The 22,719-nt window shown below is 36.1% G+C and carries 22 protein-coding genes and 1 other annotated feature; all 22 genes read right to left on the bottom strand.

What is annotated here, in order from left to right:
• Positions 1-43: 43 nt before the first annotated feature.
• Positions 44-691, bottom strand: a complete 648-nt coding sequence (locus BMX83_RS00110; protein ID WP_091631628.1) for a thiamine diphosphokinase — start codon at positions 689-691, stop codon at positions 44-46.
• Positions 684-1,343, bottom strand: coding sequence for a ribulose-phosphate 3-epimerase (gene rpe, locus BMX83_RS00105; protein ID WP_091631626.1), 660 nt, complete (start codon positions 1,341-1,343; stop codon positions 684-686). Before rpe ends, BMX83_RS00110 begins: the two co-directional genes overlap by 8 nt.
• Positions 1,343-2,257: a ribosome small subunit-dependent GTPase A gene (gene rsgA / locus BMX83_RS00100; protein WP_091631623.1), complete on the bottom strand. Its 915-nt coding sequence runs from the start codon at positions 2,255-2,257 to the stop codon at positions 1,343-1,345. The genes rpe and rsgA overlap by 1 nt, the downstream gene beginning before the upstream one ends.
• A 15-nt stretch (positions 2,258-2,272) precedes the next feature.
• Positions 2,273-4,258: a Stk1 family PASTA domain-containing Ser/Thr kinase gene (gene pknB, locus BMX83_RS00095; protein WP_091631621.1), complete on the bottom strand. Its 1,986-nt coding sequence runs from the start codon at positions 4,256-4,258 to the stop codon at positions 2,273-2,275.
• Complete coding sequence (locus BMX83_RS00090) at positions 4,259-4,993, bottom strand: Stp1/IreP family PP2C-type Ser/Thr phosphatase (RefSeq protein ID WP_281242014.1); 735 nt, start codon at positions 4,991-4,993, stop codon at positions 4,259-4,261. It lies immediately after the preceding gene.
• 121 nt (positions 4,994-5,114) lie between these two features.
• Complete coding sequence (rsmB, locus tag BMX83_RS00085; protein WP_091631616.1) at positions 5,115-6,464, bottom strand: 16S rRNA (cytosine(967)-C(5))-methyltransferase RsmB; 1,350 nt, start codon at positions 6,462-6,464, stop codon at positions 5,115-5,117.
• A complete protein-coding gene (gene fmt / locus BMX83_RS00080; RefSeq protein ID WP_091631614.1) occupies positions 6,451-7,401 on the bottom strand; it encodes a methionyl-tRNA formyltransferase in 951 nt (316 codons plus the stop codon). The genes rsmB and fmt overlap by 14 nt, the downstream gene beginning before the upstream one ends.
• Positions 7,402-7,416: 15 nt before the next feature.
• The gene (gene priA / locus BMX83_RS00075; protein ID WP_091631611.1) at positions 7,417-9,831 is read right to left on the bottom strand and encodes a primosomal protein N'; all 2,415 of its coding nucleotides are present in this window, start codon (positions 9,829-9,831) and stop codon (positions 7,417-7,419) included.
• Between the two features lie 13 nt (positions 9,832-9,844).
• Entirely contained in the window at positions 9,845-11,044 is a 1,200-nt protein-coding gene (gene coaBC / locus BMX83_RS00070) for a bifunctional phosphopantothenoylcysteine decarboxylase/phosphopantothenate--cysteine ligase CoaBC (RefSeq protein ID WP_091631608.1), read from the bottom strand.
• Positions 11,045-11,195: 151 nt separating this feature from the next.
• On the bottom strand, positions 11,196-11,411 hold the full coding sequence (gene rpoZ, locus BMX83_RS00065; RefSeq protein WP_091631605.1) for a DNA-directed RNA polymerase subunit omega: 216 nt from the start codon (positions 11,409-11,411) through the stop codon (positions 11,196-11,198).
• A complete protein-coding gene (gmk, locus tag BMX83_RS00060; protein WP_091631602.1) occupies positions 11,412-12,029 on the bottom strand; it encodes a guanylate kinase in 618 nt (205 codons plus the stop codon). It lies immediately after the preceding gene.
• An 89-nt stretch (positions 12,030-12,118) separates the two neighbouring features.
• Positions 12,119-13,483 (bottom strand): patatin-like phospholipase family protein, encoded by a 1,365-nt coding sequence (locus BMX83_RS00055; RefSeq protein WP_091631599.1) that lies wholly within the window; start codon positions 13,481-13,483, stop codon positions 12,119-12,121.
• A gap of 156 nt (positions 13,484-13,639) precedes the next feature.
• Positions 13,640-14,269, bottom strand: a complete 630-nt coding sequence (locus tag BMX83_RS00050; RefSeq protein WP_091631596.1) for a V-type ATP synthase subunit D — start codon at positions 14,267-14,269, stop codon at positions 13,640-13,642.
• 5 nt (positions 14,270-14,274) lie between these two features.
• Complete coding sequence (locus tag BMX83_RS00045) at positions 14,275-15,651, bottom strand: V-type ATP synthase subunit B (RefSeq protein WP_091631593.1); 1,377 nt, start codon at positions 15,649-15,651, stop codon at positions 14,275-14,277.
• Complete coding sequence (locus tag BMX83_RS00040; protein ID WP_091631590.1) at positions 15,644-17,428, bottom strand: V-type ATP synthase subunit A; 1,785 nt, start codon at positions 17,426-17,428, stop codon at positions 15,644-15,646. The genes BMX83_RS00045 and BMX83_RS00040 overlap by 8 nt, the downstream gene beginning before the upstream one ends.
• A gap of 12 nt (positions 17,429-17,440) precedes the next feature.
• Positions 17,441-17,752 (bottom strand): V-type ATP synthase subunit F, encoded by a 312-nt coding sequence (locus BMX83_RS00035; RefSeq protein WP_091631587.1) that lies wholly within the window; start codon positions 17,750-17,752, stop codon positions 17,441-17,443.
• On the bottom strand, positions 17,745-18,746 hold the full coding sequence (locus tag BMX83_RS00030) for a V-type ATP synthase subunit C (protein ID WP_091631584.1): 1,002 nt from the start codon (positions 18,744-18,746) through the stop codon (positions 17,745-17,747). Before BMX83_RS00030 ends, BMX83_RS00035 begins: the two co-directional genes overlap by 8 nt.
• A 13-nt stretch (positions 18,747-18,759) precedes the next feature.
• Positions 18,760-19,341: a hypothetical protein gene (locus tag BMX83_RS00025; RefSeq protein WP_091631582.1), complete on the bottom strand. Its 582-nt coding sequence runs from the start codon at positions 19,339-19,341 to the stop codon at positions 18,760-18,762.
• Between the two features lie 85 nt (positions 19,342-19,426).
• Positions 19,427-19,900: a V-type ATP synthase subunit K gene (locus tag BMX83_RS00020; RefSeq protein WP_091631579.1), complete on the bottom strand. Its 474-nt coding sequence runs from the start codon at positions 19,898-19,900 to the stop codon at positions 19,427-19,429.
• Between the two features lie 23 nt (positions 19,901-19,923).
• Positions 19,924-21,879 (bottom strand): V-type ATP synthase subunit I, encoded by a 1,956-nt coding sequence (locus BMX83_RS00015; RefSeq protein ID WP_091631577.1) that lies wholly within the window; start codon positions 21,877-21,879, stop codon positions 19,924-19,926.
• Positions 21,866-22,192: a hypothetical protein gene (locus BMX83_RS00010; RefSeq protein ID WP_091631575.1), complete on the bottom strand. Its 327-nt coding sequence runs from the start codon at positions 22,190-22,192 to the stop codon at positions 21,866-21,868. The genes BMX83_RS00015 and BMX83_RS00010 overlap by 14 nt, the downstream gene beginning before the upstream one ends.
• Before the next feature lie 41 nt (positions 22,193-22,233).
• Positions 22,234-22,280: a sequence feature (sodium ion sensor (DUF1646 type); this cis-regulatory element may regulate processes involved in with the transportation of sodium ions), on the bottom strand.
• 203 nt (positions 22,281-22,483) lie between these two features.
• A partial coding sequence (locus tag BMX83_RS10850; RefSeq protein WP_177170430.1) for a hypothetical protein occupies positions 22,484-22,719 on the bottom strand: 236 nt, incomplete at its 5' end.

The raw sequence follows: 22,719 nt of genomic DNA, 5'->3' as shown, positions 1-22,719 counted from the left end.
AGAACGGCTATCGAGGAAGTACACTTCCTCGATAGCCGTTCTTTTATTTATCACTACTTTGAATAACTGCCAGTAAGCCCTCATTAAAACAAATTTGACATTGTTTTTCCGAAAACTCATTACTGATTAACGCCCTTGGATAGGTATAGGATACGTTTTCTATAGGATACTTTACACCTTTTAGCGTTAATTTACTAAGAGAAGTCATGCCTATAAATGAAAGATATTCTTTTCCTAGTTCTTTTAAAAGAGTATAATCACCTGGTTTATAAAAACGTATTGTGTTTGTTTCATTTATCAAAGAGATTCGGTCAATTGCCTTTAGAAACTTTGGTTGGTAGACCATATATAAAACGCTCAACATATGATCTATTCGGCCACCAGTCCAATTATATATTACAATACTCTCAACATCTCGGTCAGTAACGGCAATCTTCAACGCAATTTCTGCATCCGTTTCATCTTTTTTTGAATCAAACTCACGAATATCTTTTGTAATTGATTTAAGCCGCGCTTTTTGGTTAAAAGTTATTGAGTCAAAGTCTCCAACAGCAGTAGTAAGAGATATACCTTTTTCCAAACAAAGCAATGCCCCTTTATCTACGCCGATAATGTTATCTTGTGGCTCAGGATCAGGAAAAACACTGTTTTGCACTGGAGCTCCTAGTACGATGTGAGTTGTCTTAGACACTCTTTTTCACGGCATTTTTAAGGGTTTGTATGCGTTCTTTAGGGTCATCTGCATTAAATACATATGATCCTGCTACAAAAACTTCTGCACCTGCCTCAGCACACTCTTTTATCGTCGACGCATTTACTCCTCCATCAACTTCAATCAAGAACTCATATCCTTTTTCTTTTTTCAATTTAGCTAGTTGTTTAATTTTATTGACTGTTTCTGGAATAAAAGATTGTCCTCCAAAACCAGGATTAACTGTCATAACAAGTACCATATCCACTAATTGCAAAATGTCCTCTAAAAGACTGACAGGCGTTGCAGGGTTAATGACAATACCAGCTTTTACATCTGCTTTTTTAATTAATTGAAGAGCACGATGTACGTGTTTAGTGCTTTCATATTGAATTGAAATATAGTCAGCCCCGGCTTCAGCAAACCCCTCAACATAGTTTTCTGGGTTCTCCACCATTAAATGACAGTCTATAGGTAGCTCAGTATGTGGTCGAATAGCTTTAACAATGTTAGCTCCAAAAGTTAAATTAGGAACAAAATGTCCGTCCATAGCATCTACATGAATCCAATCTGCTCCTCCCTCCTCAACTTTTTTGATATCATCTTTCAAGTTAGCAAAGTCAGCGCTTAGAATAGATGGTGCGATTTTCATTATTTTTCCCCTTTCTTTCCATATTTTGGTTTTCTTTTTTGTATCTCATCTAATAAAGTTACATAATTTTTATATCTATATTCTGATATTGATTCTTGTTCTACCGCTTTTTTCACTGCACAATTTGGTTCATTTAGATGTATACAGCTCTTGAAACGACATTCCTTTCCATTCTCCCATATTTCAGGAAAACACAGAATTAATTCTTGTTGAGTTAGGTCATCGAATTGGATGGCGCTAAATCCAGGTGTATCAGCTATCAAACCGCCTAATACGGAAATCAGTTCCACATGACGTGTTGTATGCTTTCCCCTACCAAGTGACTTAGATGTCTCAGCTGTTTTTAAATTTAGCTTTGCATCTATTTTATTCAATAATGTTGACTTCCCTGCACCAGACTGACCCATAAAGACAACCGTTTTACCATTTATGAACGATTCCAAGTTATCTTTTATAGTTTCTCGTTTTATCGTTTCTCCACACGCAGGCAAGATAACTGAATAGCCAATATTTCTATAGTATTCACAAATAGTCTTGATCTCGTTATACTTCTTCTCTTCAATGATGTCTGTCTTTGTTACATAAATTAAAGGCTTTATATCATTTTTTTCAACTGATACAAGAAAGCGATCCAAAAGCGAGGTGCTGAAATCTGGATTTTTTGTAGACATTATAATCACTCCGAGATCTATATTAGATACTGCTGGTCTGATTAAACTATTTTTTCTTTCAAGAATCTTTTCAAGCCTACCTTCTTGTTCTGTTTCAAAACTAAACTCAACATAATCTCCCACCAAAGGGGTTACCTTATTCTTTCTGAAAATCCCTCTAGCACGTGTTTGATATGTTTTCCCTCCGGCTGTTTTAATGTAATAAAACCCACTCAAAGCTTTTATAATTTGACCTGTATGCAAGTGCACTCCTCCCTTCTAATTATTCGGGGTGATATCATTCTTTTCTATAATTTTTTCACCATTACGTAAAACTTTGTAGCTGGCTGTTTCATCTTCTTTAACATTAAATGAAATGATTTCTACTGCATTTTCATATATATCAAATTCTCGGTAAATATTTTTGTAAGAGTTCTCGTTGTCATTAACGTAAATCTCAATATGATTTGGCTCATTTGATGATTCATCTTGTTGGGGTTCATCATCTTCTTTGCTATTTTTATTATCTGGTTCGACATATTCAATTGTTATACCGCGATCAAAAGAAATGATCTCTGGTTCTTCAGGTCCTGTAGAGAGGACAACTGAAATGCGCGAACCATTATAAACCAATGAACCTGCATCAGGCGATTGGCTTGCAACCTGTCCTTCAGGGATTGATTCATGTGGCTCTCGTGTTATCGTCACTGAGAGATTATGTTCGTCTGCATATTTCTCGACACCTTCAACTGAATAGCCCGTAAAGTTAGCTAAATCATGTCCTTCAGGTCCATCACTAACCGTCAGAAGTATTGTAGATTCACTCGGTACCACTTCATCTCCGGCATCAATACTTTGTGAAATGACATGTCCTTCAGGTATGAAATTGTGATTTTTATTTTCTCGTTCAACCGTAAAACCTTGCTCTGTTAACTCGGCTCTAACTTCCTCATAATTTTTTTCTTCATAATTCTGAACACTAACTGTTTTTTTCCCAAGACTTATATAGAGATCTACTTCATTGGCTTCTTTCAATGTAGAGTCCGCAGCAGGATTTGTGCGGATAACATTCCCTTCCTCTATCTCTTCATCATTTTGTTCAATTATCTCGCCTATATCTAACTTCAAAGCCTTTAGTTCTTCTGTCGCTTCTTCAACAGTCATCCCTGCTACTCCTGGAACATGCACTTCCTTAGGTTGAGAGAAAATAAAGGCTAACATACTAATAACAGTAATAGCTAAAAATATAATAATAAGGCTTAGAACTTTTTTCTTTTTATTCGTTTTGACTGACTGCGATCGATTCAATGCTTTACTATCTATATCATAGTCAGCTTTCACAGGTTCTGCAGCTTGCTTCTCTTTTTCAGGAGGGACCACTGGCGTAATGATACGTGTTTCATCTTTACGTGTTTCTTGAGGTATAAATTTAGATTCTTCTATTCGCTCAGCAGATAAAGCTGTTTTTAAGTCTTCTTTCATGATATGAACGGAAGTGTATCGTTTACTAGGTTCTTTAGCAGTAGCTTTTAAAACAACATTTTCTAATGCTTGGGGAAGTGAATCGTCTTTCTCCTTCAAAGAAGGGATATCGTTTTGAAAATGTTTTAAGGCAATAGACACTGGCGATTCTCCATCAAAAGGGACCTTTCCAGACAATAACTCATACAAAAGAATACCAAGAGAATAAATATCTGACTGTTTAGTTGCCATACTCCCTCGCGCTTGTTCAGGTGAAATATAATGAACGGATCCAAGTAAAGAGTTGGTTTGTGTTATTGAGTTCTCAGAAAGTGCGACAGCTATACCAAAATCAGTTATTTTTACCGTTTCATCATGAGCCATAAGTATATTTTGCGGCTTTAGATCTCTATGAATAATATTGTGTCTATGTGCATATTCTACTGCGCTGAGTATCTGCAACATAAAATCTACGGTTTTTTTATATGGAATGGGGTGATGTGATTTAATATATTCTTTCAAGTCATAACCTTCTACGTACTCCATAACAATATACGGGGAGTCATCTTCGCCAACATCCACTACATCTACAATATTCGGATGAAGTAATTCTGTCGTCGATAATGCTTCTCTTTTAAATCTTCTAATACTCGCTTCATCATCATGGAAATTATAAGCCATCAATTTAACTGCAACTTGTCGCTCAAGAATTAAATCTTCAGCTAAAAACACCTTAGCCATTCCACCTGAACCGATTTCTCTAATTAACTTGTATCGATCATTTATTCGTTCCCCTGGTCTCATTTATATCCCCTCCTTCCCTTTGGTATTAGAATGTTCTCTCTTTTCGATCAGACAAAGCGTTATATTATCAGTAGATCCATTCTCCAAGGCTGCTTCTGTCAATGACTCTGCTTTATTGTACATAGTATTCTGTGAACGCAGAACTTTTTCTAATAATGTATGATTCACACCATTTGTAAGACCATCTGAACAAAGCATAATAAGGAAATCATCTGTTTGTTTCAAAAAGAAAAAATCAATTGTCAATTTGTTAAATACACCTAATGAACGTGTTAGTGTATGTCTTTGATGATGTTTTTCAGCTTCTTCTTTAGTTATTTCACCCTTTAGTCTTAATTCATTAGCAAAAGTGTGATCAGTTGTTATTAAACTCAGCCCCTCATCATTCAAGAAATAAGCGCGACTATCTCCAACATTGCCAATGATAATTTCATCATTAATAAATGCGGCAGCTACAATTGTTGTTCCCATTCCATCAAGGTCTTTATAGTTATTAGCAACTCTATAAATCCTTCGATTTTCAATATTAATATGCTCGTCCAACCATTTACTTATTTCAAGACTATTTTCAAAGGATGTTTCTTGCCATTGGTTGCCAATTTGCAGTACGGCCATTTCACTTGCCACGTCACCAGCCTTATGGCCTCCCATCCCATCACACAGAACAGCTAATAGCTGTTTATCTTTGTTAAAAAATGTTTCAACATAATCTTGATTGATTGAACGTTTGCCTATATGCGTCTTTTTTAAGCTTTTCAGTTTCTCTCACTCCATTTTTTTCCATCTTGATGCGACTTATTAATATGTATGTGGAAAAGGTATGATATGCCATCATTCCATTTCCACTTTTAGTTTATTATCTTTTTACTAAACTTGCTATGAAAAATCCATCTGTATCAAAATAATGTGGATACAAATTGAGTAAGCCTTTTTCAGAAAGTTGAACTGACTTATTAAAAGTGAAAACCGGTTCAAGTTTAAAATCTGTATGTTTTTTTAAAAAAGTTTCAATAACTTCGTTGTTTTCTTTTAGTGTAACTGTACAAGTGCTGTATATCAATCGTCCGCCTTCTTTTAATAAGGGGGCAACACTGTTTAAGATATCCCCTTGGATAGTTTGTAAAGAATAAATATCATCTAGAGTCTTCTGGTATCTAATATCCGGTTTTCGCTTCATTAGGCCCAAACCAGAACAAGGAGCATCTACAAGTATTTTATCAAAACTTTGCTCAGAAAACTTTTCATTGACTTTTCTTGCATCCATTTGCATTGCTTTTATTTGTGATGAAACCTTTAATCGTTCAGCATTTTCTCGAACTTTTTTTAATTTGTTTTTATTTAAGTCCAAAGCTGTAACCATGCCATCGGTCCCGTTCAAATAAGTCGCCATATGAGTAGTTTTTCCACCTGGAGCAGCGCAGGCATCTAGTATCTGATCTCCACTTTTTATCTGCATTGCTTCAGCAACCAGCATACTACTCTCATCTTGGACAGTGATTAGACCATCCGTAAATAATTTTGAATGGACGGGCAAGCCATTTTCGCAGATTAATCCTTCACTTGCGACCTTGCTTTTTCTAACATCATACCCTTCTTCATTCAACTGAATAATGGCTTCATCTAGTGTCACTCGTTGTGTATTAACACGTAAACTTACTTTCGCTCGCTTAGATAGAGATTGAACTATTTTTTTTGTCTCATTTATTCCTACTTCTTCAATGAGTAGCTCTATTATCCAAACTGGAAAGCTATATGTGATAGATATTTTTTTAATACTATCTTCAATCACTTCAGGTGAACGTACACCTTTACGGTCAACACTTCTTAATACGCCATTGACAAAACCAGCTATGCCCTTATGTCCTCTGATTTTTGCAATTCGTACAGCTTCATTCACAACTGCATGTGTTGGTATTTTATCGAGTTGAGTCATTTGGTACAAAGAAAGCCTTAGTAATTGTTTCACCCAGTTTTCGACTTTATTGGGTTGCTTAATAAATGGCTCTAACTGATAGTCAAGTAAGAGTTTGTTTTGTATAACACCATAAACGAGTTCTGTAAGCAGGCCCCGATCTTTATCTGTCAACCGATTATTTTTTACAGCTTCTGTTAAAAGCAAATTACTGAAGGATTGATTTTTTTCAATTTTTTCCAGTATTGTAACAGCAATATAGCGACTACTTTGTTTCACATTATTCGTTGTCAAAACGCATACCCTCTTTTAAATAATTTAGCGCTCCTGCCAGAAAATCTTTGACCGGCATTTTTGGCTTCCCAAATGGTTGAACTTCTTGTAGAGACAAGGCTGTATCTTTACCACATGCGACAACACACTCATTTTTATTCAATACAATGATTGTTCCTGGTCCCTTATTACTCTTTTCCTCCAAAGGTTCAGCTTTCCACAATTTAAATCGTTGACCATTTAAAAGCGTGTGCGTCCCAGGAAAAGGATTCATCCCACGTATCTTACTATTTATTTTCTCAGCTGATTCATTCCAGTCGATACGCTCTTCAGAAGGTTTAATCATTGGTGCAAAGGTAACTTCTGAATCAACTTGCTGTTTTGGTGTTATTTCATCATTGAATAATTTCGGGAGCGTGTCCATCAATAAGTCTCTTCCTAATAGACTCAATTTTTCAAATAGACTTCCTACTGTATCAGACGGTTCAATAGGAAGCTGTCTTTGAGAAAGTATGTCTCCGGCATCCATTTCTTTTTCCATGTACATAATTGTAACGCCTGTTTCTGACTCACCTTTAATTAAGGCATAATGAATTGGCGCTGCCCCTCTGTATTTTGGCAGCAAAGAAGCATGTACGTTTATTGCTTTGAATCTTGGCGTGTGAAGTAGAATGGTTGGTACGTATTGTCCATAAGCAGCTGAAATGACAAGATCTGGATTAAGTGCCAACACTTCATTCAATTCATTACTTCCAGATAACTTTTCAGGCTGAAAAACTGGAATCTCTCGTGTTAAGGCTTTTTTCTTAACTGGCGGTGGTGTTAGCTTTTTCTTTCTCCCAATCTTCCTATCTGGTTGTGTAACAACTCCAATAACTTCACATAATTCACTTTCCAAAAGAGCTTCTAGAATAGGAACTGAAAATTCTGGTGTTCCCATAAAGATAACTTTATACATTGACATACCTCATTTCTATATAAAATCTAAAGGTTGGTAATCTATAGAAATATACATCCCTTTAGCTTGTTCTTTTTGCGTTTCACTCAATAATTGGTGTATTTTCTCTGTCAGATTTTTTTCTCGTTTATACTTAATTAGAACTTGAAAATGGTACCTATTATGTGTTCGTGCAATAGATTTTGGGGTAGGTCCAAGCACTATTGCTTTATCTGAAAGAGAAGGCCTTATATAGTCTGTATACTGTCTGATTTTTTTTGCAGCAGTCATTTCATTCTCATGACTAACGGTTATTTTTAGAAGATAATAATAAGGACTATAGTCACTTAAATGACGCAGATTCATTTCTTTTTTATAAAAGGAATCGTAATCATGCTGTTTTGCGTACTGAATAGCATAATGTTCAGGATTATAAGACTGGATAATTACTTGACCTTCCTTTTCTCCTCGTCCCGATCGACCACTTACTTGTGTCAATAGTTGAAATGTCTTTTCTGCAGATCTAAAATCAGGTAATCCAAGTGCTGTGTCTGCGTTAATAACTCCTACCAGGGTAACATCAGGAAAGTCTAGTCCTTTAGCAATCATCTGTGTACCTAATAGAATATTAGCTTGTTTATTCTCAAACTGTTTAAACAGCCTTTCGTGCGATCCTTTTTTACGCGTTGTATCAACATCCATACGAATAATTTCCGCATCATCTAGTAATTCCTTTAATTCTTTTTCAACTTTCTGCGTTCCTGTTCCATAATACCGAATCGATCGACTTTCACACTTCGGACATTTTTTTGGAATCCCTTCTTCATGACCACAGTAATGACATTTCATCGTTTTGGTGTCCATGTGCAAGGTTTGGGATATATCACAATTCGGGCATTCTAAAACATACCCACAGTCACGACACATAACAAATGATGAAAAGCCTCGTCTGTTTAGTAAAAGAACGGACTGTTCCCCTTGGTCTATTCTCTTTTTTAAGCCGTCCAACAGTGCTTTTGAAAAGATAGAAGGGTTTCCACTCTTCGCTTCCTCCCTCATATCGATCACATCAACATCTGGCATTGGATAATCATTAACTCGATTATTTAATTCCAAAAGAGTATATACATTCTTTGTTGCACGGGCCCTTGATTCAAGAGAAGGCGTTGCACTACCAAGTATTACTGGACAATTATGATAATTCCCACGCCATATAGCAACGTCTCTTGCATGATACTTAGGAAATTCTTCCTGCTTATAACTCGTTTCATGTTCCTCATCAATGATAATAATTCCGATATTTTTTAAAGGAGCAAAAACACTAGAACGCGCACCAACGACAACTTTGGCTTCTTCTTTTTCTATCTTACGCCATTCATCATACTTTTCACCCTTAGATAAACCACTGTGCAAAACGGCTACCTCATCTCCAAATCGACTTTTAAATCGTTGGACCATTTGTGGCGTCAGTGCTATCTCCGGAACAAGCATAAGGGCTCCTTCGCCTTTGTCGATGACCTCTCTAATCGTTTGCAAGTAGACTTCTGTTTTTCCACTTCCTGTCACACCTTTTAATAGAAACACATTATGCTGATCATCTTTTATTGTTTGATATATCTCAGAAAAAGCATGAGCCTGATCTTTGTTTAAAGTTAGTGGCGTGGTTGGTTCGAATATCCTAGACGCAAAAGGATCACGATATATTTCTTCATAAAACACCTCACACCAACCCTTTTCTAGACCTGATCGAATGGTTGAAGAAGTAACTCCTAGCTCCCTTAACTCGGCATACGATAGTGATGTTTTATCATCCATTGATTGCAAAACATCTATAAATAATTTTTGTCTTTTCGCATTGGTACGAATACCTTCTCGAATTTCTTCATAAGCTTCAAAACTTAAAGCAGGCTTAACTTTTTTAATTTTTTTAGCTGCCGCTTTGTCTTTTACATCATAATCAATTTCAACTTTATCTTGTTTTTCTAATTTAATAAGTTGAGACAGTACGTTTTTATTTTCTGCCTCCTCCCAACTTATTTCATCTTTTCCCTTAAATACTTCCCAATATAAATTTTCAGGTATTTCATCAATAAGTCTAACTTTTTTACTATATTTTGCGCGCATAACGGCGGGCAACATGGTTTGATAACATTTCACCTGAAAACTAAATGTCTGATAAGCTAAGAATTCACCCAGTTTTAAGAGTTCTTTTGTCAATACAGGATAACTATCCATTAAAGATTCAACAGCTTTCAATTCCATTTCTGTCGTTTCGTGTTCTTTTATGTCAATGACAAAACCCTGTACTTTTCTTGAACCCCTGCCAAAAGGGACAACAACTCGCATACCTGGTTGTATGATATCTGTGAAAATGTCGGGGATACTATACGTATAAGGTCTATTTGTTTGAAGAGTGGGAACATCCACGATAATATCAGCTATAAGGGTCATTCGACCTCTCCTCTTAATTTATAAATTTAATGATCCAATCAATAACGTCTTTAGCAATTTCTATTTTCTCTTTGAGAGGAATAATCTGTGGTTCACTCTGCGTACTAAAAAATGTCACTTCGTTTTTATCTACATTAAAGCCACGATCGTCTTTACCAATATCATTGGCTACAATAAGGTCTGCTTTTTTTTCTATCAATTTTTTCTTGGCATACTCATTGATATTATCTGTTTCTGCCGCAAATCCCACTATACATTGATTCGTTTTTTTTCGATGGCCCATTTCTTTCAATATATCTTTATTTTTTTTAAAGGTTAAAGTCATTTCATCCTGTTTTTTCATCTTTTTTGTGCTAGTTGTCTCTGGTGAATAATCTGAAACAGCAGCAGCCATAATTAGTATATCACTTGAATCAAAGCGACTGGATACTGACTCATACATTTCAGCCGCTGATTCTACAGAAATTCGTTTAATGTTACTTGAAACAGGCAAAGAACTACTCGTTACTAAGGTTACATCTGCCCCATTTAAATAAGCTGCTTCTGCTAGTGCATGTCCCATTTTGCCAGAAGAATCATTGGAAATATATCTCACTGGATCAATACGCTCTTTTGTTCCACCCGCAGTTATTAGTACTGATTTGTTTTTTAGTGGCAAATAACGTGCTCTGTCTCGCATAAATGATTGTAGCTCATCAAGGATGCGCGTTTGTTCAGGAAAGCGCCCTTTTCCAGAATATCCTTCAGCTAAAAAGCCTTCATCTGGATTCATTACATATATCTGCCTATTTTTTAAATATTCTATATTTTTCTGTGTTGCAGGGTTTTCATACATATGCTGATTCATTGCCGGTATTGTAAACACTGGACAAGTTGTAGCAAGTAAGGCAGAGCTTACAAAGTTATCTGCTATCCCATTAGCCAATTTAGCCAGTGTGTTAGCTGTTAGCGGAGCAACGATTGCCAAGTCAGCCCAATCAGCAAAATGAATATGGTCTACTTGCTCGGGGTTTTTTTCTAAAAAAATAGACGTATGAACATCATGTTTACTTAAGACTTGAAAAGTTAACGGAGAAACAAACTGTGTTGCAGATTCAGTCATTGCTACTCGAACCTGTGCTCCTGACTTAATTAATGTGCGCATTAAATCTACAACTTTATATACAGCTATTCCTCCAGTTATGTATAATGCTACTTTTTTTCCATTCAACATCTTTTGCATCTCTCATTTCTGTTCTCATTTTACCAGTAAAACAGAGCGCTGTCTTTAGCTGATATCCTATTTTACACACTAGAAAAAACCTCTGCACTTAGTCTTTTATAAGAGTTTATCTAATAAAAAGACATAAAACAGAGGTTATTATTTATTGGTTTTTTACGCTATTTGGATCAATGACTAAATCTTCTGAAATAATTTCTTCCAATGATTTTCCGACATTTTTCACACTCTTATACTCTTCTAACATTTCTGTTCCGCTTTCGTTGTGTAGTTGTTTAGCACGTTTTGCAGCTAAAATAACTAATGAATATTTTGAATCTATTTTCTTTAATAAATCATCTTGTGACGGGTACAATAACATTTATTCCATCTCCTCAATTATATGTGCGTATTCTTTCAGATTTCTAGTAACTTTTAAATGCTCACTCTCGATAATATTGCGTATTTTTCTTGCTGCATTGTCTACTGTATCATTTTCCACAACATAATCATAATATTGAATCAATTTCAATTCTTCTACGGCTTTCTTCATCCTTTTTTTAATCATCTCATTACTGTCAGTACCACGGTTAACTATACGTGAGTTCAATTCTTCCAAATTTGGAGGTGACAAAAAAATGAAAATAGCTTCAGACATTTTTTCTCTAACTTTCAATGCCCCTTGAACTTCAATTTCTAAAAAGACATCTCTTCCTTTATCTAATGTCTGATTTACATACTTCATTGGTGTACCGTAATAGTTTCCAACATAATTAGCATATTCTAGCAAACCATCTTCTTCGATAAGTTTTTCAAAATCTTCTTTTGTTCGAAAAAAATAATCGATTCCTTCTCTTTCGCCTTCACGCCTGTTTCGCGTAGTCATTGAAATAGAATAATCAAAGTCATTGGAATAATTTTCGAAAATAGCTTTCCGTACTGTCCCCTTGCCAACGCCAGAAGGGCCAGATAATACGATGAGTAACCCACGATCTTCCATTTAGATTTCCTTCCTAACACATATTATCTTTAAAAACTTACCCTCAATTATATCACATCATCAAACGAAAATGAACTGACTTTTAGAATTTATCCGCTTTCCTTGGATAATAAGTAATTACAGTATAGCGCAATCATCAACGAATAGGGTTTTACTTTCAAAAACATATAAAATAACGGTTCTTCGTAAGTAAGTACGCCTTCGTTTAACCATTTGAATATATGGATAGCTATTCTCCTATTTGATATCAAAGGCAGTTGTTCAAAGAATTCTCTCTGCCAATCTTGTCCATTCATAATGTTAAGAGAGTAAATACTTTCTGCTGTTTGATTTTTCTCAGATTCAACCCATTGCTTCATTCTCTCTAAAATTATATTCTGAAATTCTTTGATTTCATATTGCTTATCCGGAGAAACATTAAATGTTTTTCCACTTTCTTCAATTATTGCAAGCATTACAGTCTTTTCATCAACACTTTTTTTCCACTTTTTGGATAGTTCTATTATTAATTTTTTTTGATAGCTCTTACTATCAAGCTGCTTATATAACTGACTCGTTTTCTCGCCAGTCAATACTTGGTTTAAAGCAATAAAGAACAAGTCATTTTCTTGCTGATAATTTTCTGTGTGAAACGTATACCAACAACCAAGATACTTCTTTGGCATCGCTCGTTTCATCATTTCCAAGTAGCCTAATTGTATATTGAGTTCTGTTCTTTTTTGATTGAAAAGCAACATGTCTCCTAACGGCCAATTTGTACTTACCCATATGTGTTCACAATTTTTTATTCGATCATCTCGTTTGTAAACACCTGGACCTTTAATATCCACGATAACCATTTGGTCAGGATTTTTGTCCAATGCCATATCTATCGGTATATTATTCCCAAACCCACCATCAATATAGGGTATATCATTAATATAATGTTTTTCCATGATTGGAAAAAGGGCAGAACTTGCTAAAAGATAATCGATTAATGTACCATGATGGATATCATCAAGGTAAATATTTTCAGTTTCCATATTCTTAAAATTGAATACAGAAAGACCGAAAATAATTCCTTTATCTCTCATATTAGATTCGTCCACTATATATTTACTTATAATCTCTCTTAAAGAAGTGCTACTTAATCCTTTTTCTTTAATTGTATACATCATAAATTCTGAAATTGTTTTACCATAATACATTATGCTGCCCTTGTTTTCAGGAGGTTTAAAATTAAGTACATCCTGTATTTCTAGTTCTTTCCACAATTTTTCTGCTTCTTCTTGCTTTCCAGATAAATATAAGGCCCCGTTCAAAGCTCCTATCGAAGTCCCAGTTACGATATCTGCATAATATCCAAGTGCATTTAAAGCTTTCCATACGCCTATTTCAAAAGCGCCCTTCGCTCCTCCACCACTGAATACAACAGCACGTCTAACGTTATTTCTTTCAAAAAATGTAGATTTCAATTAAACACTCCTTTCTTTTATCGGACAACTAATCTTAAACATACCGATATCTTTATATATCTATATTCATTATAACTGAAATATATTACAGGAGTACAAAAAAACACCGGAAAAGTCAAATTCTAACCTTTCCGGTGTTTATATTGCGTGAACTCACTAGCCCATATCTTTAACTTTCATTAAACGAGTGATTGCTGCTCGTTCACTTTCATCCAGTTTCATTTGAATGAAATAAATAGTTTCTTCAAGTTGTGGAATCGTCATATATTCTAATGCATTAACTCTTCGTCTTGTTTTTTCTATTTCATCAGCCATTAATTGACACGTTTTTTCTATTTCTGCCAATTCAAGCATGTCTGGCATAACTTCCACAAGATATTCGAATGTTAAATCGAGCTCTCCATTCGAATTTAGATAGCCATATGATAGTTCCGTAGCATCATCGACATTATCATCGTATTGAAAATTCATTTGAGGCACTCTGACACTCATAATATTACGACGACCCATATTCAAAGACACGCTACGTGTTGGCACAGCCATTAATTCTTCAATGTAATTTTCATGCAATAAGGACTTTGCCATAGCAAAAGACTGCATCGCCTTTTCTAGCTTTTCCTCAACCTGATTTCGTAATTCGTTGTTTTTTCTAATCAATTCGATAAACTGGCGCATAAGCTCATCCTGTTTATCTTTTAATAATTTATGACCTCTACTCGCTACTCCTAAACGCTTTTTAAGAATAGCAAGTTCCATACGAGTGGGGTTGACATTTAATTTAGCCACTTACCTCACTCTCCTTTTGGCATATATTTATTCAACATATCATCTTTAATACGTTTCAATTCTGGCCTTGGAAGAACTCTTAGTAAGTCCCATCCTAAATCCAGCGTTTCCTCAATAGATCTATTTGTATAGTTCCCTTGGTTAACGTATTCTTTTTCAAATTTGTCTGTAAATTCAACATATTTTTTATCTGCATCGGACAACGCTGCTTCACCAAGTACCGCAGATAATTCTTTTGCTTCTTTACCTTCCGCATAAGCAGAGAACATCTGGTTCATTGTTGGCGCATGGTCTTCGCGGGTTTTTCCTTCTCCAGTCCCTTTATCTTTCAAACGGGATAAGGATGGTAAAACATCAATTGGTGGCTGATACCCTTGATTATAAAGTTCTCGGGATAAAATAATCTGTCCCTCAGTAATATACCCTGTCAAGTCAGGGATTGGGTGAGTGATATCTTCCTCAGGCATTGTCAATATTGGTATCTGCGTAACAGAACCTTTTGTCCCTTCAAGCCTTCCAGCACGCTCATATAAAGTAGCCAAGTTCGTATATAAATAACCTGGGTAACCACGACGACCGGGAACCTCACGACGAGCAGCTGAAATTTCTCGTAATGCTTCAGCATAGTTAGTCATATCTGTCATGATAACAAGCACGTGCATGTCTTTTTCAAAGGCCAAATATTCTGCAGCTGTAAGAGCCATACGTGGAGTTGCAATACGCTCGATCGCTGGGTCATCGGCAAGGTTGATGAAAAGAACAGAACGATCAATTGCTCCTGTTTCCTTGAAGTCATTCATAAAGAATTCAGCTTCTTCGAAAGTGATTCCGATAGCAGCAAAAACAACTGCGAATTTTTCATCTTTATTCTTAACACTAGCTTGTCGTGCTATTTGAGCAGCTAACTCTTTGTGCGGGAGTCCTGAACCAGAGAAAACTGGTAATTTTTGTCCACGTACCAAAGTGTTCAAATGGTCTATTGTAGAAATCCCTGTTTGAATAAACTCATCAGGATATTCACGAGCTATCGGATTGATAGCTTGACCGTTGATATCTAGACTTTTTTCCGGAATTAGATCCGGTCCGCCATCATTCACGCGTCCCATTCCATCAAAAGTACGACCAATCATATCCTCTGACACATCAAGAGACAAGGGCTTTCCTAAGAAACGAACTTTAGTATCCTCTAGGTTGATTCCTGTGGAACCTTCAAACAACTGAACAACCGCTTTGTCACCATTAATCTCTAGAACTTGACCACGACGACGTTCTCCAGTCTGGAGTTCAATGTCAACTAATTCATCAAATTTAACACCTTCAACGCCTTCTACAGTCATTAACGGTCCAACAATTTCTGAAACTGTTTTATACTCTTTAAGCATCTGATTCCACACCGCCTTTCTCAAGTACTGCTTTCATATCTTTCTTGATTTCTTCATTTATTTCTTCAATTCGTGTTAATTCTTTTTCAGATATAAATTTCATACGTCCAATAACTTCACGTACGTCTTCAGTGCCTTCAATGATTTCATCATAATAAGCACCTAAATCCATAGCTTTCTCAGCTTCTTCTTGATATTTCAAGATAGTATTCAACATTTCATACTGTTTCTCTCTTGATGTATAGGTATCAACATCATCGAAAGCATTTTGCTGAAGATAGTCTTCACGAATCATTCGTGCTGTTACTAATTTAAGTCGGTCTTTCTCAGACAATGACTCAACACCAACTAAACGTACAATCTCTTGTAGTTCTGATTCGTCTTGCAATAATGCCATAGTATGAGTAACCATACGGCCCCAGTCTACATCTAATTTTTTACCGACGAATGAGTTCATCTCATTTGAGTACAATGAATAAGAACTTAGCCAGTCAATAGATGGGAAGTGACGACGTTGAGCTAATGAACTGTCAAGTCCCCAGAATACTTTCGCTACACGTAATGTGTTTTGTGTTACAGGTTCCGATGTATCACCACCGGGAGGCGATACCGCTCCGATAGCTGTAATACTTCCTTCTCTACCTGTTTCACCTAAAGAGATCACTTTACCAGCACGCTCATAGTATTCAGCGATACGGCTTCCTAGGTATGCTGGATACCCTTCATCTCCTGGCATCTCTTCAAGACGTCCTGACATTTCACGAAGAGCTTCTGCCCAACGCGAGGTTGAGTCAGCCATGATTGCTACAGAATACCCCATATCACGGAAATATTCCGCAATGGTTATCCCTGTATAAATCGATGCTTCACGAGCTGCAACGGGCATGTTAGATGTGTTTGCAATCAATACAGTTCTAGCCATGATTGATTCACCAGTATTCGGGTCAATCAATTCTGGGAACTCATTAATAACGTCTGTCATTTCATTTCCACGTTCTCCACAACCAACATATACAACTAAATCAACATCTGCCCATTTAGCTATTTGGTGCTGTACAACTGTTTTACCGGCACCAAATGGCCCAGGCACAGCTGCTGCTCCACCTTTTGCTACTGGGAAAAGCGTATCAATAACACGTTGTCCAGTAATCAAAGGTTCTACAGGATTCAATTTTTTCGCAATAGGTCTGCTTTGACGCACAGGCCATTTTTGCATCATAGTAAATTCTTTATCGCCTTCTTCTGTTTCCAATACATAAATAGTATCAGTAACTGTATAAGAGCCCGATTCTATTGATTTTAATTTACCTTTGACTCCATGAGGAACCATGATACGGTGTTCGATAACTTTCGTTTCCTGAACAGTACCTACGATGTCCCCTTCAGTCAATTCTGTACCAACTTCTACCGAAGGTACAAATTCCCATTTTTCTTCTCTGTTTAAAGGTGCAATTTTCATGCCTCTTTCAAGGTAGTTACTTTCTGTGTTTTCCATAAATTCATCTAATGGTCTTTGGATACCATCAAACATTTGAGATATCATACCGGGAGCCAACTCTACTGATAAAGCTTCTCCAGTCGATTCTACGGGTTCGCCGGGACCTACCATTGAGGTTTCTTCATAAACCTGAATGGAAGCGACGTCTCCACGCATTTCTATTATTTCGCCGATTAGTCCTAATTCGCCTACTCGACAAATGTCTTGTATATTTGCTGTTTCCATTCCGCTAGCTGTAACTAAAGGTCCGGAAACACTCACAATTGTTCCTTTACTCAAATTCGTACCCTCCTATAAGATATTCTGACCCACTGCTTTTTCGACATTGTCCTGGACACGCTTTTTACCAATACCACGTGATCCAGCATGATTCGGGATCAAAATGATGGCAGGTTTCATTTTTGCATCATAGCGTCTAATTGTATCAGGAATCATCTCTGCCAGTTGTTCCGTTAAATATATTACTCCGTAGTCTTCTTCTGCCATACTATCAATAAGACGTCGTGCTTCATGAGCTTCAGATGCGAAAGATACTGAAAAGCCTAGCATTTTAAATGCTAATACTGACTCTTTATCTCCAACAACACCAATTTTGTTAGGCATAATTTAAACGCATCCTTTCTCTTATTTCATCAGCAGTTAATCCGTTCTCTTTACCTGAAAGAATCAAACGTAAATTTGTGACTTCTGTTTCTTTAGCATACAAGTAAGCTATAACGGGCATCGGTCCAAATGATTCTAGTTTTGCTTCATGCATTTTTTCCATATACGCATTATCCGTTTCATAGTCAACATTCACAGTCGACAATTCCTCAGTCTCACTATCAATTGCGTTATCTACAATTTTACGATAGTTCGTTTTCCTATAGTATTGTGCAACAGCGCTTAAATCATTTTTCATTAAATCCAACAAATCTTCTTTCGGAATAGAACCTGAGCTGGACAAAACGGTAAGCATAAAATTACGTGTTCGATTTTGCTTCATTCCTCGAACAAGCGTAGAAAGGTTATTATAATCGATATAACGTTCAATCAATTCTAATACTCCAGGTTCCCCTGTTTCTTTAGCTAGCTCTCGCGAATGAGTGAAATAACGTCTATCTAAAATAATATCCACTGCTTGGACATTTTGATATTCATCATAATCTGACTTCACTTCATTTATACTATCCATGTAAGCTCCTGGTAAAACTTCTGACTGTCCTGATCGAACTGCCTGACGTAATTCTGCAATAGGATATCTCCCAATGGGTATGAATAAGTGATCTAATTCTTGATCAGTAATTTCTTCTTTAAATAACACTTTCAAATTGTGATAGGCATAACGCAATCCAAACAATTCGATTAATTCCTTATTCGGAACAATGTCGAACATTTCATCATATGTTTCATGTAGTTCATTCATAAACATAGAATCATAGTTTTTATCTTCTTTGATTCGATCAACATCATTACGATAAGGAGTTTCACGAAGCACATTCACAGCTTCTTCAAACGAATCTGCTGTAAGCATTCTTTCAAAATGAGCGCGAGTGAGGAGGTTATTCTCGTAGACACGTATGAGAACATTACTTGAACTATAAGCGATATCTTCCAAATCTCTCTCCTCCTTAATTGAATAATTCTTTAGCTATAATGCGAACGAGTTCCGCTCTTGAATTTTCGATTAATGCATCAAACATAAAGTTGTACTCAATACCTTCTTTTTGTACAAGTACACCTGCTTTATTAGCAACCGTTTCATTTAATAATGTTGCTTTCAACTGTGATCCTGTTGTCTCATCTACCCATTCTTGAGAAACGAGTCCCGATGTTTTTTCACCCAGTAAAAGTTCAACGCTACCTTCATCTTTAAATTGAGTCAATATATTAGCAAGGAATGTCTTGAATTCAAATGCTTGTATCTGATCAAGTTCATGATTCGCATCTTCTAATACTTTTGAAAGAATCCTTTGTTTAGCTGCTAAAATATTATCTCTTTTCTCGACTTCTAATGTATTCAAACGAATTTGATACTTTTGTTTCGTCTGTTCATCAATTGTTTGTTTACGTTCAATTTTACTTTGTTCTTCTTTTGCACGAGCAGCCTGGATCTCGTCTTCAGCATTTTCACGTGCTTCATCCACACGCTGACGGATCTCTGTTTTTTCTTTCTCAACAACTCTTTCTGTCAACAGTTTTAAATCTGCCATACTGAACCTCCTTAGTAGTTCTTTTTATTAAGAGTATAGACCTATTTAGGACTATACTCTGTAAAAAAGTTATTCCGTTTTGCTATTATAAGATAATCATTACTAAGGAAATAACGAAACCTAGAATTGCATAAGTCTCAACCATCGCTGAGTAGATAATCCCTTTTGTTGTGTGTTCTGGTTTTTGAGCTAAAATTTGCATAGCTGCTGCTGAAACGCGTCCTTGGTTACCACCAGATGATAGACTTGTAATCCCAACTGGAAGTCCAGCCATTAATAAATACCATCCTTGAGATACTGCTAAATCAGGAGTGATTTCAAGTAAAATTAATAGCCCAATTACGAAACCATAAAGCCCCTGTGTTGCTGGAAGCATTTGTAGCACTAATGCACGACCAAATGATTCTGGTTGTTCTTTTGTCAATGCTGCTGCTGCTTCACCAGCGGTAGAAACCCCGCGTGCTGAACCGATTCCTGAAAATATAACTGCTACAGCAATACCTATCGCTGCAAATATCTGACCCATGTTGTCTCCTAAAAGTGTTTGTACAAAATCCATAATTTATTCCTCCATTTTTTTAATTAACTTCTTTTTTTCAACCATATATGCTTCTCAAGTGTTTTCAATGGAAGCAACGGCTTTCCGCCACCCTCAAAGAATTTACCGAAAAACTCTACATATTGTAACCTAGATGAGTGAACATAAGCACTTAAAAAAGCCAGTGCTATATTTAGAGCTTGCAATGCAATAATTATTACGACACCTACTGTGAACCTGATTAGCGGCGGTAAGAAACCGATGATTAGATTAAATGCCATAGCGATATTTGCACTTGCTACACCAAGAGCCATTAATCGTGTATAACTTACAATATCTCCAATATAACCAGAGACACCATATAAATTATATAAGCCCAGTCCAAACCCAAGTCCTTTGTTGTCGCTTGAGATTGTAGATACAACTAAAATACCAACGACGTTGATTAATGCTAAGCCAATACCAAACTGTGAGAGTAAAGGCATGCCCAAGACCATTGACCCTAGAACATAAAGCACAACACCGATAAGCATCATAGCCCAGGCGTAACCATCAATATAGCTTGATGCTCTCTGTCCTTGACGTGCTTTTATAATACCATTCATGATTAAACCAAATACCAATTGGAAAATTCCGATGGCTACCGAAATAATCATGATTTCAATGACATCATCTTGAAGTGAGAGGACTTGCACCGGTAGTTCTATTCCGAAGAAACTTCCGAAGAACAGTCCAAAGGCCATCGTTGGATACGACAGTATATGCAAAAACTTGATAAATCTTTTTTGCGAGCCTTCAATGTTAAAGAGTTTCAAACCAGCAAGTGTTGCTGCAAACAATATTAGACCGTAGCCTAAATCAGCACCAATCATTCCGAAAAAGATCATAAAGAATGGGAACATGTATGGTGTTGGATCCACTTCGTTGTATTGCGGATAGCTAAACATTTCAGTAATCATTTCAAATGGCTGAATCACTTTATTATTCTTTAGAACAATAGGTACATCTCTATACTCTTCCATTTTGATTTCATCAGTTAAAACAACAACCTCTTCTTCACCGATAGTGTTACTGATAGTTGCTTTGAGTTCTGTAATCTTTTCTTCTTCGATCCATCCAGAAAGTAAAAACAGATGTGGACTATTTGTAAGAATATTTTTAGCTTTATTTCTTTCAGTAATATTATAATAATATTCTTCTGCCAACTGTAAATCTTTATACACTGACTTCCATCCATGCATTTCTTTCTTGATACTATCGAGTTGCTCTCTTTTGTCTTTCTGCTCTATAAGATTTTTATAAAGCTCATCTTCAGGTAACAACTCATATTCATATTTTAATTCTCTATAACTATATTGACTGATACCATTCATCAGAGCTTTCACTTCATCGTTAGGAAGAATGAATAGATAAGCTACTTCATCACTACGTCTGTATATTTCTTCGTAATAAATCTTTCCATTTTCTTTCACAGCATCAAGAAGAGGCTCTGCTTGCTCTGCGTCTACCGTACCTACCATTACATGCATAAGTTTAAAACGGTCAACTTCATTTGGCATAAAATTCAGATTACGCCATTTTCTAAAGAATGTCTCTTCTTGTCCGAGCGTTTTTAATTCTTCGTTAAGACGGTTGATTTCCTGTTCTTTATTTGAAACTTTTTGAACCAGCTCATCAACTTCAGAGTTTTCTACATACTTTTCCAGTTCAGGCAGTGTATATATTTCTCTTTTATTTTTCAACTTTTCAATCATACCTGGCTGTGCAACGTAATCATCAAGATAATCAATAGCATATTCAATATCTTGAAGTTTCGTCTCTAAGTTCTGTACGTTTGAATCAGAGGTTTCTTTTTTGAAACCTTCCAATAAATTTTCATCATCTTTATCAGCCAATGAAACAATTTCAATGCTTTGCATCTCTTGAACACTTTTCAAAAGATTCTCTTTATGAGCTTGCTCTGCTAATAAAGTGATTTTTTTCATTTTAGCTATTGCCATATCGACGCAATACCTCCTCTGCTATTCGATTGGCTAACACATCTTTCTTTTCTTTGTAAGCATCATCGAATTTCACAGTTTCTACTTTCACTGCATCATTCATTATTTGCTTATCTTTTTCCAAAGACTGCTCCATGTTTTCATATTGCTCTTTTTCATAAGCATCAACATGTTGCTGAATTTCTTTCTGATATTGCTCTATTTCTTGCTGTTTCTTTTCTTCGATTTCTTTGATTTCTTTTTCCATGTTTGCTCGCAGTTCGTCTACTCTCTCTTCTGCTTCTTTAACATAGTTTATAGCTTCTCGATTCATTTTCTTCCCCCTTTCAAAAAAATTGGGCGCAACTAACAAGCTTCTTCTCACCCCAGAAGAAATTTTCCTTGAAAGCTAACGCCCAACCGTATAAAAAAAATTATAACTAATATTTTACAGCGAACTAATTATACCACGATTAAGTAGGGTATGTCAATGAGTAGACTCTATAGGTATGTGTAAAGTTATTGTCGGAAAGTTATTCTAGAAATAATTAACACTCATTTTATTTAACTCTTTCTCAATCGTTTCGTCGCTCTGCGAGCGCCTTTAACGATTGAGAAAGAGAGCTTAATTGAATAATTTTTGTAATTGACCCATGGGGCTTGATGTAGAGCCATAATTAGCTATTCTTCCAAATTTAACACCAATCGAGGCTTGAGGTTTAACTTTTTTCAAAGCCGCCTTCACTGCGCCTTTAAACTCCGGCTGGAGTTTCGTTGAAAGCTCAGGCAACTTATCCGTTAATGCTTTAAGGAACGTTCCGTTCTTACGTGCAGAAATAATCGCGGCCACATTCCCAGCAC

The organism is Alkalibacterium gilvum (assembly GCF_900109085.1).
Lineage (GTDB): Bacteria > Bacillota > Bacilli > Lactobacillales > Carnobacteriaceae_A > Alkalibacterium > Alkalibacterium gilvum.
The sequence above is the reverse complement of the archived record's forward strand: the minus strand, read 5'-3'. Positions and strand labels throughout refer to the sequence as shown.

Bases quoted from the DNA above. Each gene is read 5' to 3' on its own strand.
- rpe (WP_091631626.1), bottom strand. From the start codon at position 1,343: ATGAAAATCGCACCATCTATTCTAAGCGCTGACTTTGCTAACTTGAAA.
- pknB (WP_091631621.1), bottom strand. From the start codon at position 4,258: ATGAGACCAGGGGAACGAATAAATGATCGATACAAGTTAATTAGAGAA.
- fmt (WP_091631614.1), bottom strand. From the start codon at position 7,401: ATGTATAAAGTTATCTTTATGGGAACACCAGAATTTTCAGTTCCTATT.
- priA (WP_091631611.1), bottom strand. From the start codon at position 9,831: ATGACCCTTATAGCTGATATTATCGTGGATGTTCCCACTCTTCAAACA.
- coaBC (WP_091631608.1), bottom strand. From the start codon at position 11,044: ATGTTGAATGGAAAAAAAGTAGCATTATACATAACTGGAGGAATAGCT.
- rpoZ (WP_091631605.1), bottom strand. From the start codon at position 11,411: ATGTTATTGTACCCGTCACAAGATGATTTATTAAAGAAAATAGATTCA.
- gmk (WP_091631602.1), bottom strand. From the start codon at position 12,029: ATGGAAGATCGTGGGTTACTCATCGTATTATCTGGCCCTTCTGGCGTT.
- BMX83_RS00045 (WP_091631593.1), bottom strand. From the start codon at position 15,651: ATGCTTAAAGAGTATAAAACAGTTTCAGAAATTGTTGGACCGTTAATG.
- BMX83_RS00035 (WP_091631587.1), bottom strand. From the start codon at position 17,752: ATGCCTAACAAAATTGGTGTTGTTGGAGATAAAGAGTCAGTATTAGCA.
- BMX83_RS00025 (WP_091631582.1), bottom strand. From the start codon at position 19,341: ATGGCAGATTTAAAACTGTTGACAGAAAGAGTTGTTGAGAAAGAAAAA.
- BMX83_RS00020 (WP_091631579.1), bottom strand. From the start codon at position 19,900: ATGGATTTTGTACAAACACTTTTAGGAGACAACATGGGTCAGATATTT.
- BMX83_RS00015 (WP_091631577.1), bottom strand. From the start codon at position 21,879: ATGGCAATAGCTAAAATGAAAAAAATCACTTTATTAGCAGAGCAAGCT.
- BMX83_RS00010 (WP_091631575.1), bottom strand. From the start codon at position 22,192: ATGAATCGAGAAGCTATAAACTATGTTAAAGAAGCAGAAGAGAGAGTA.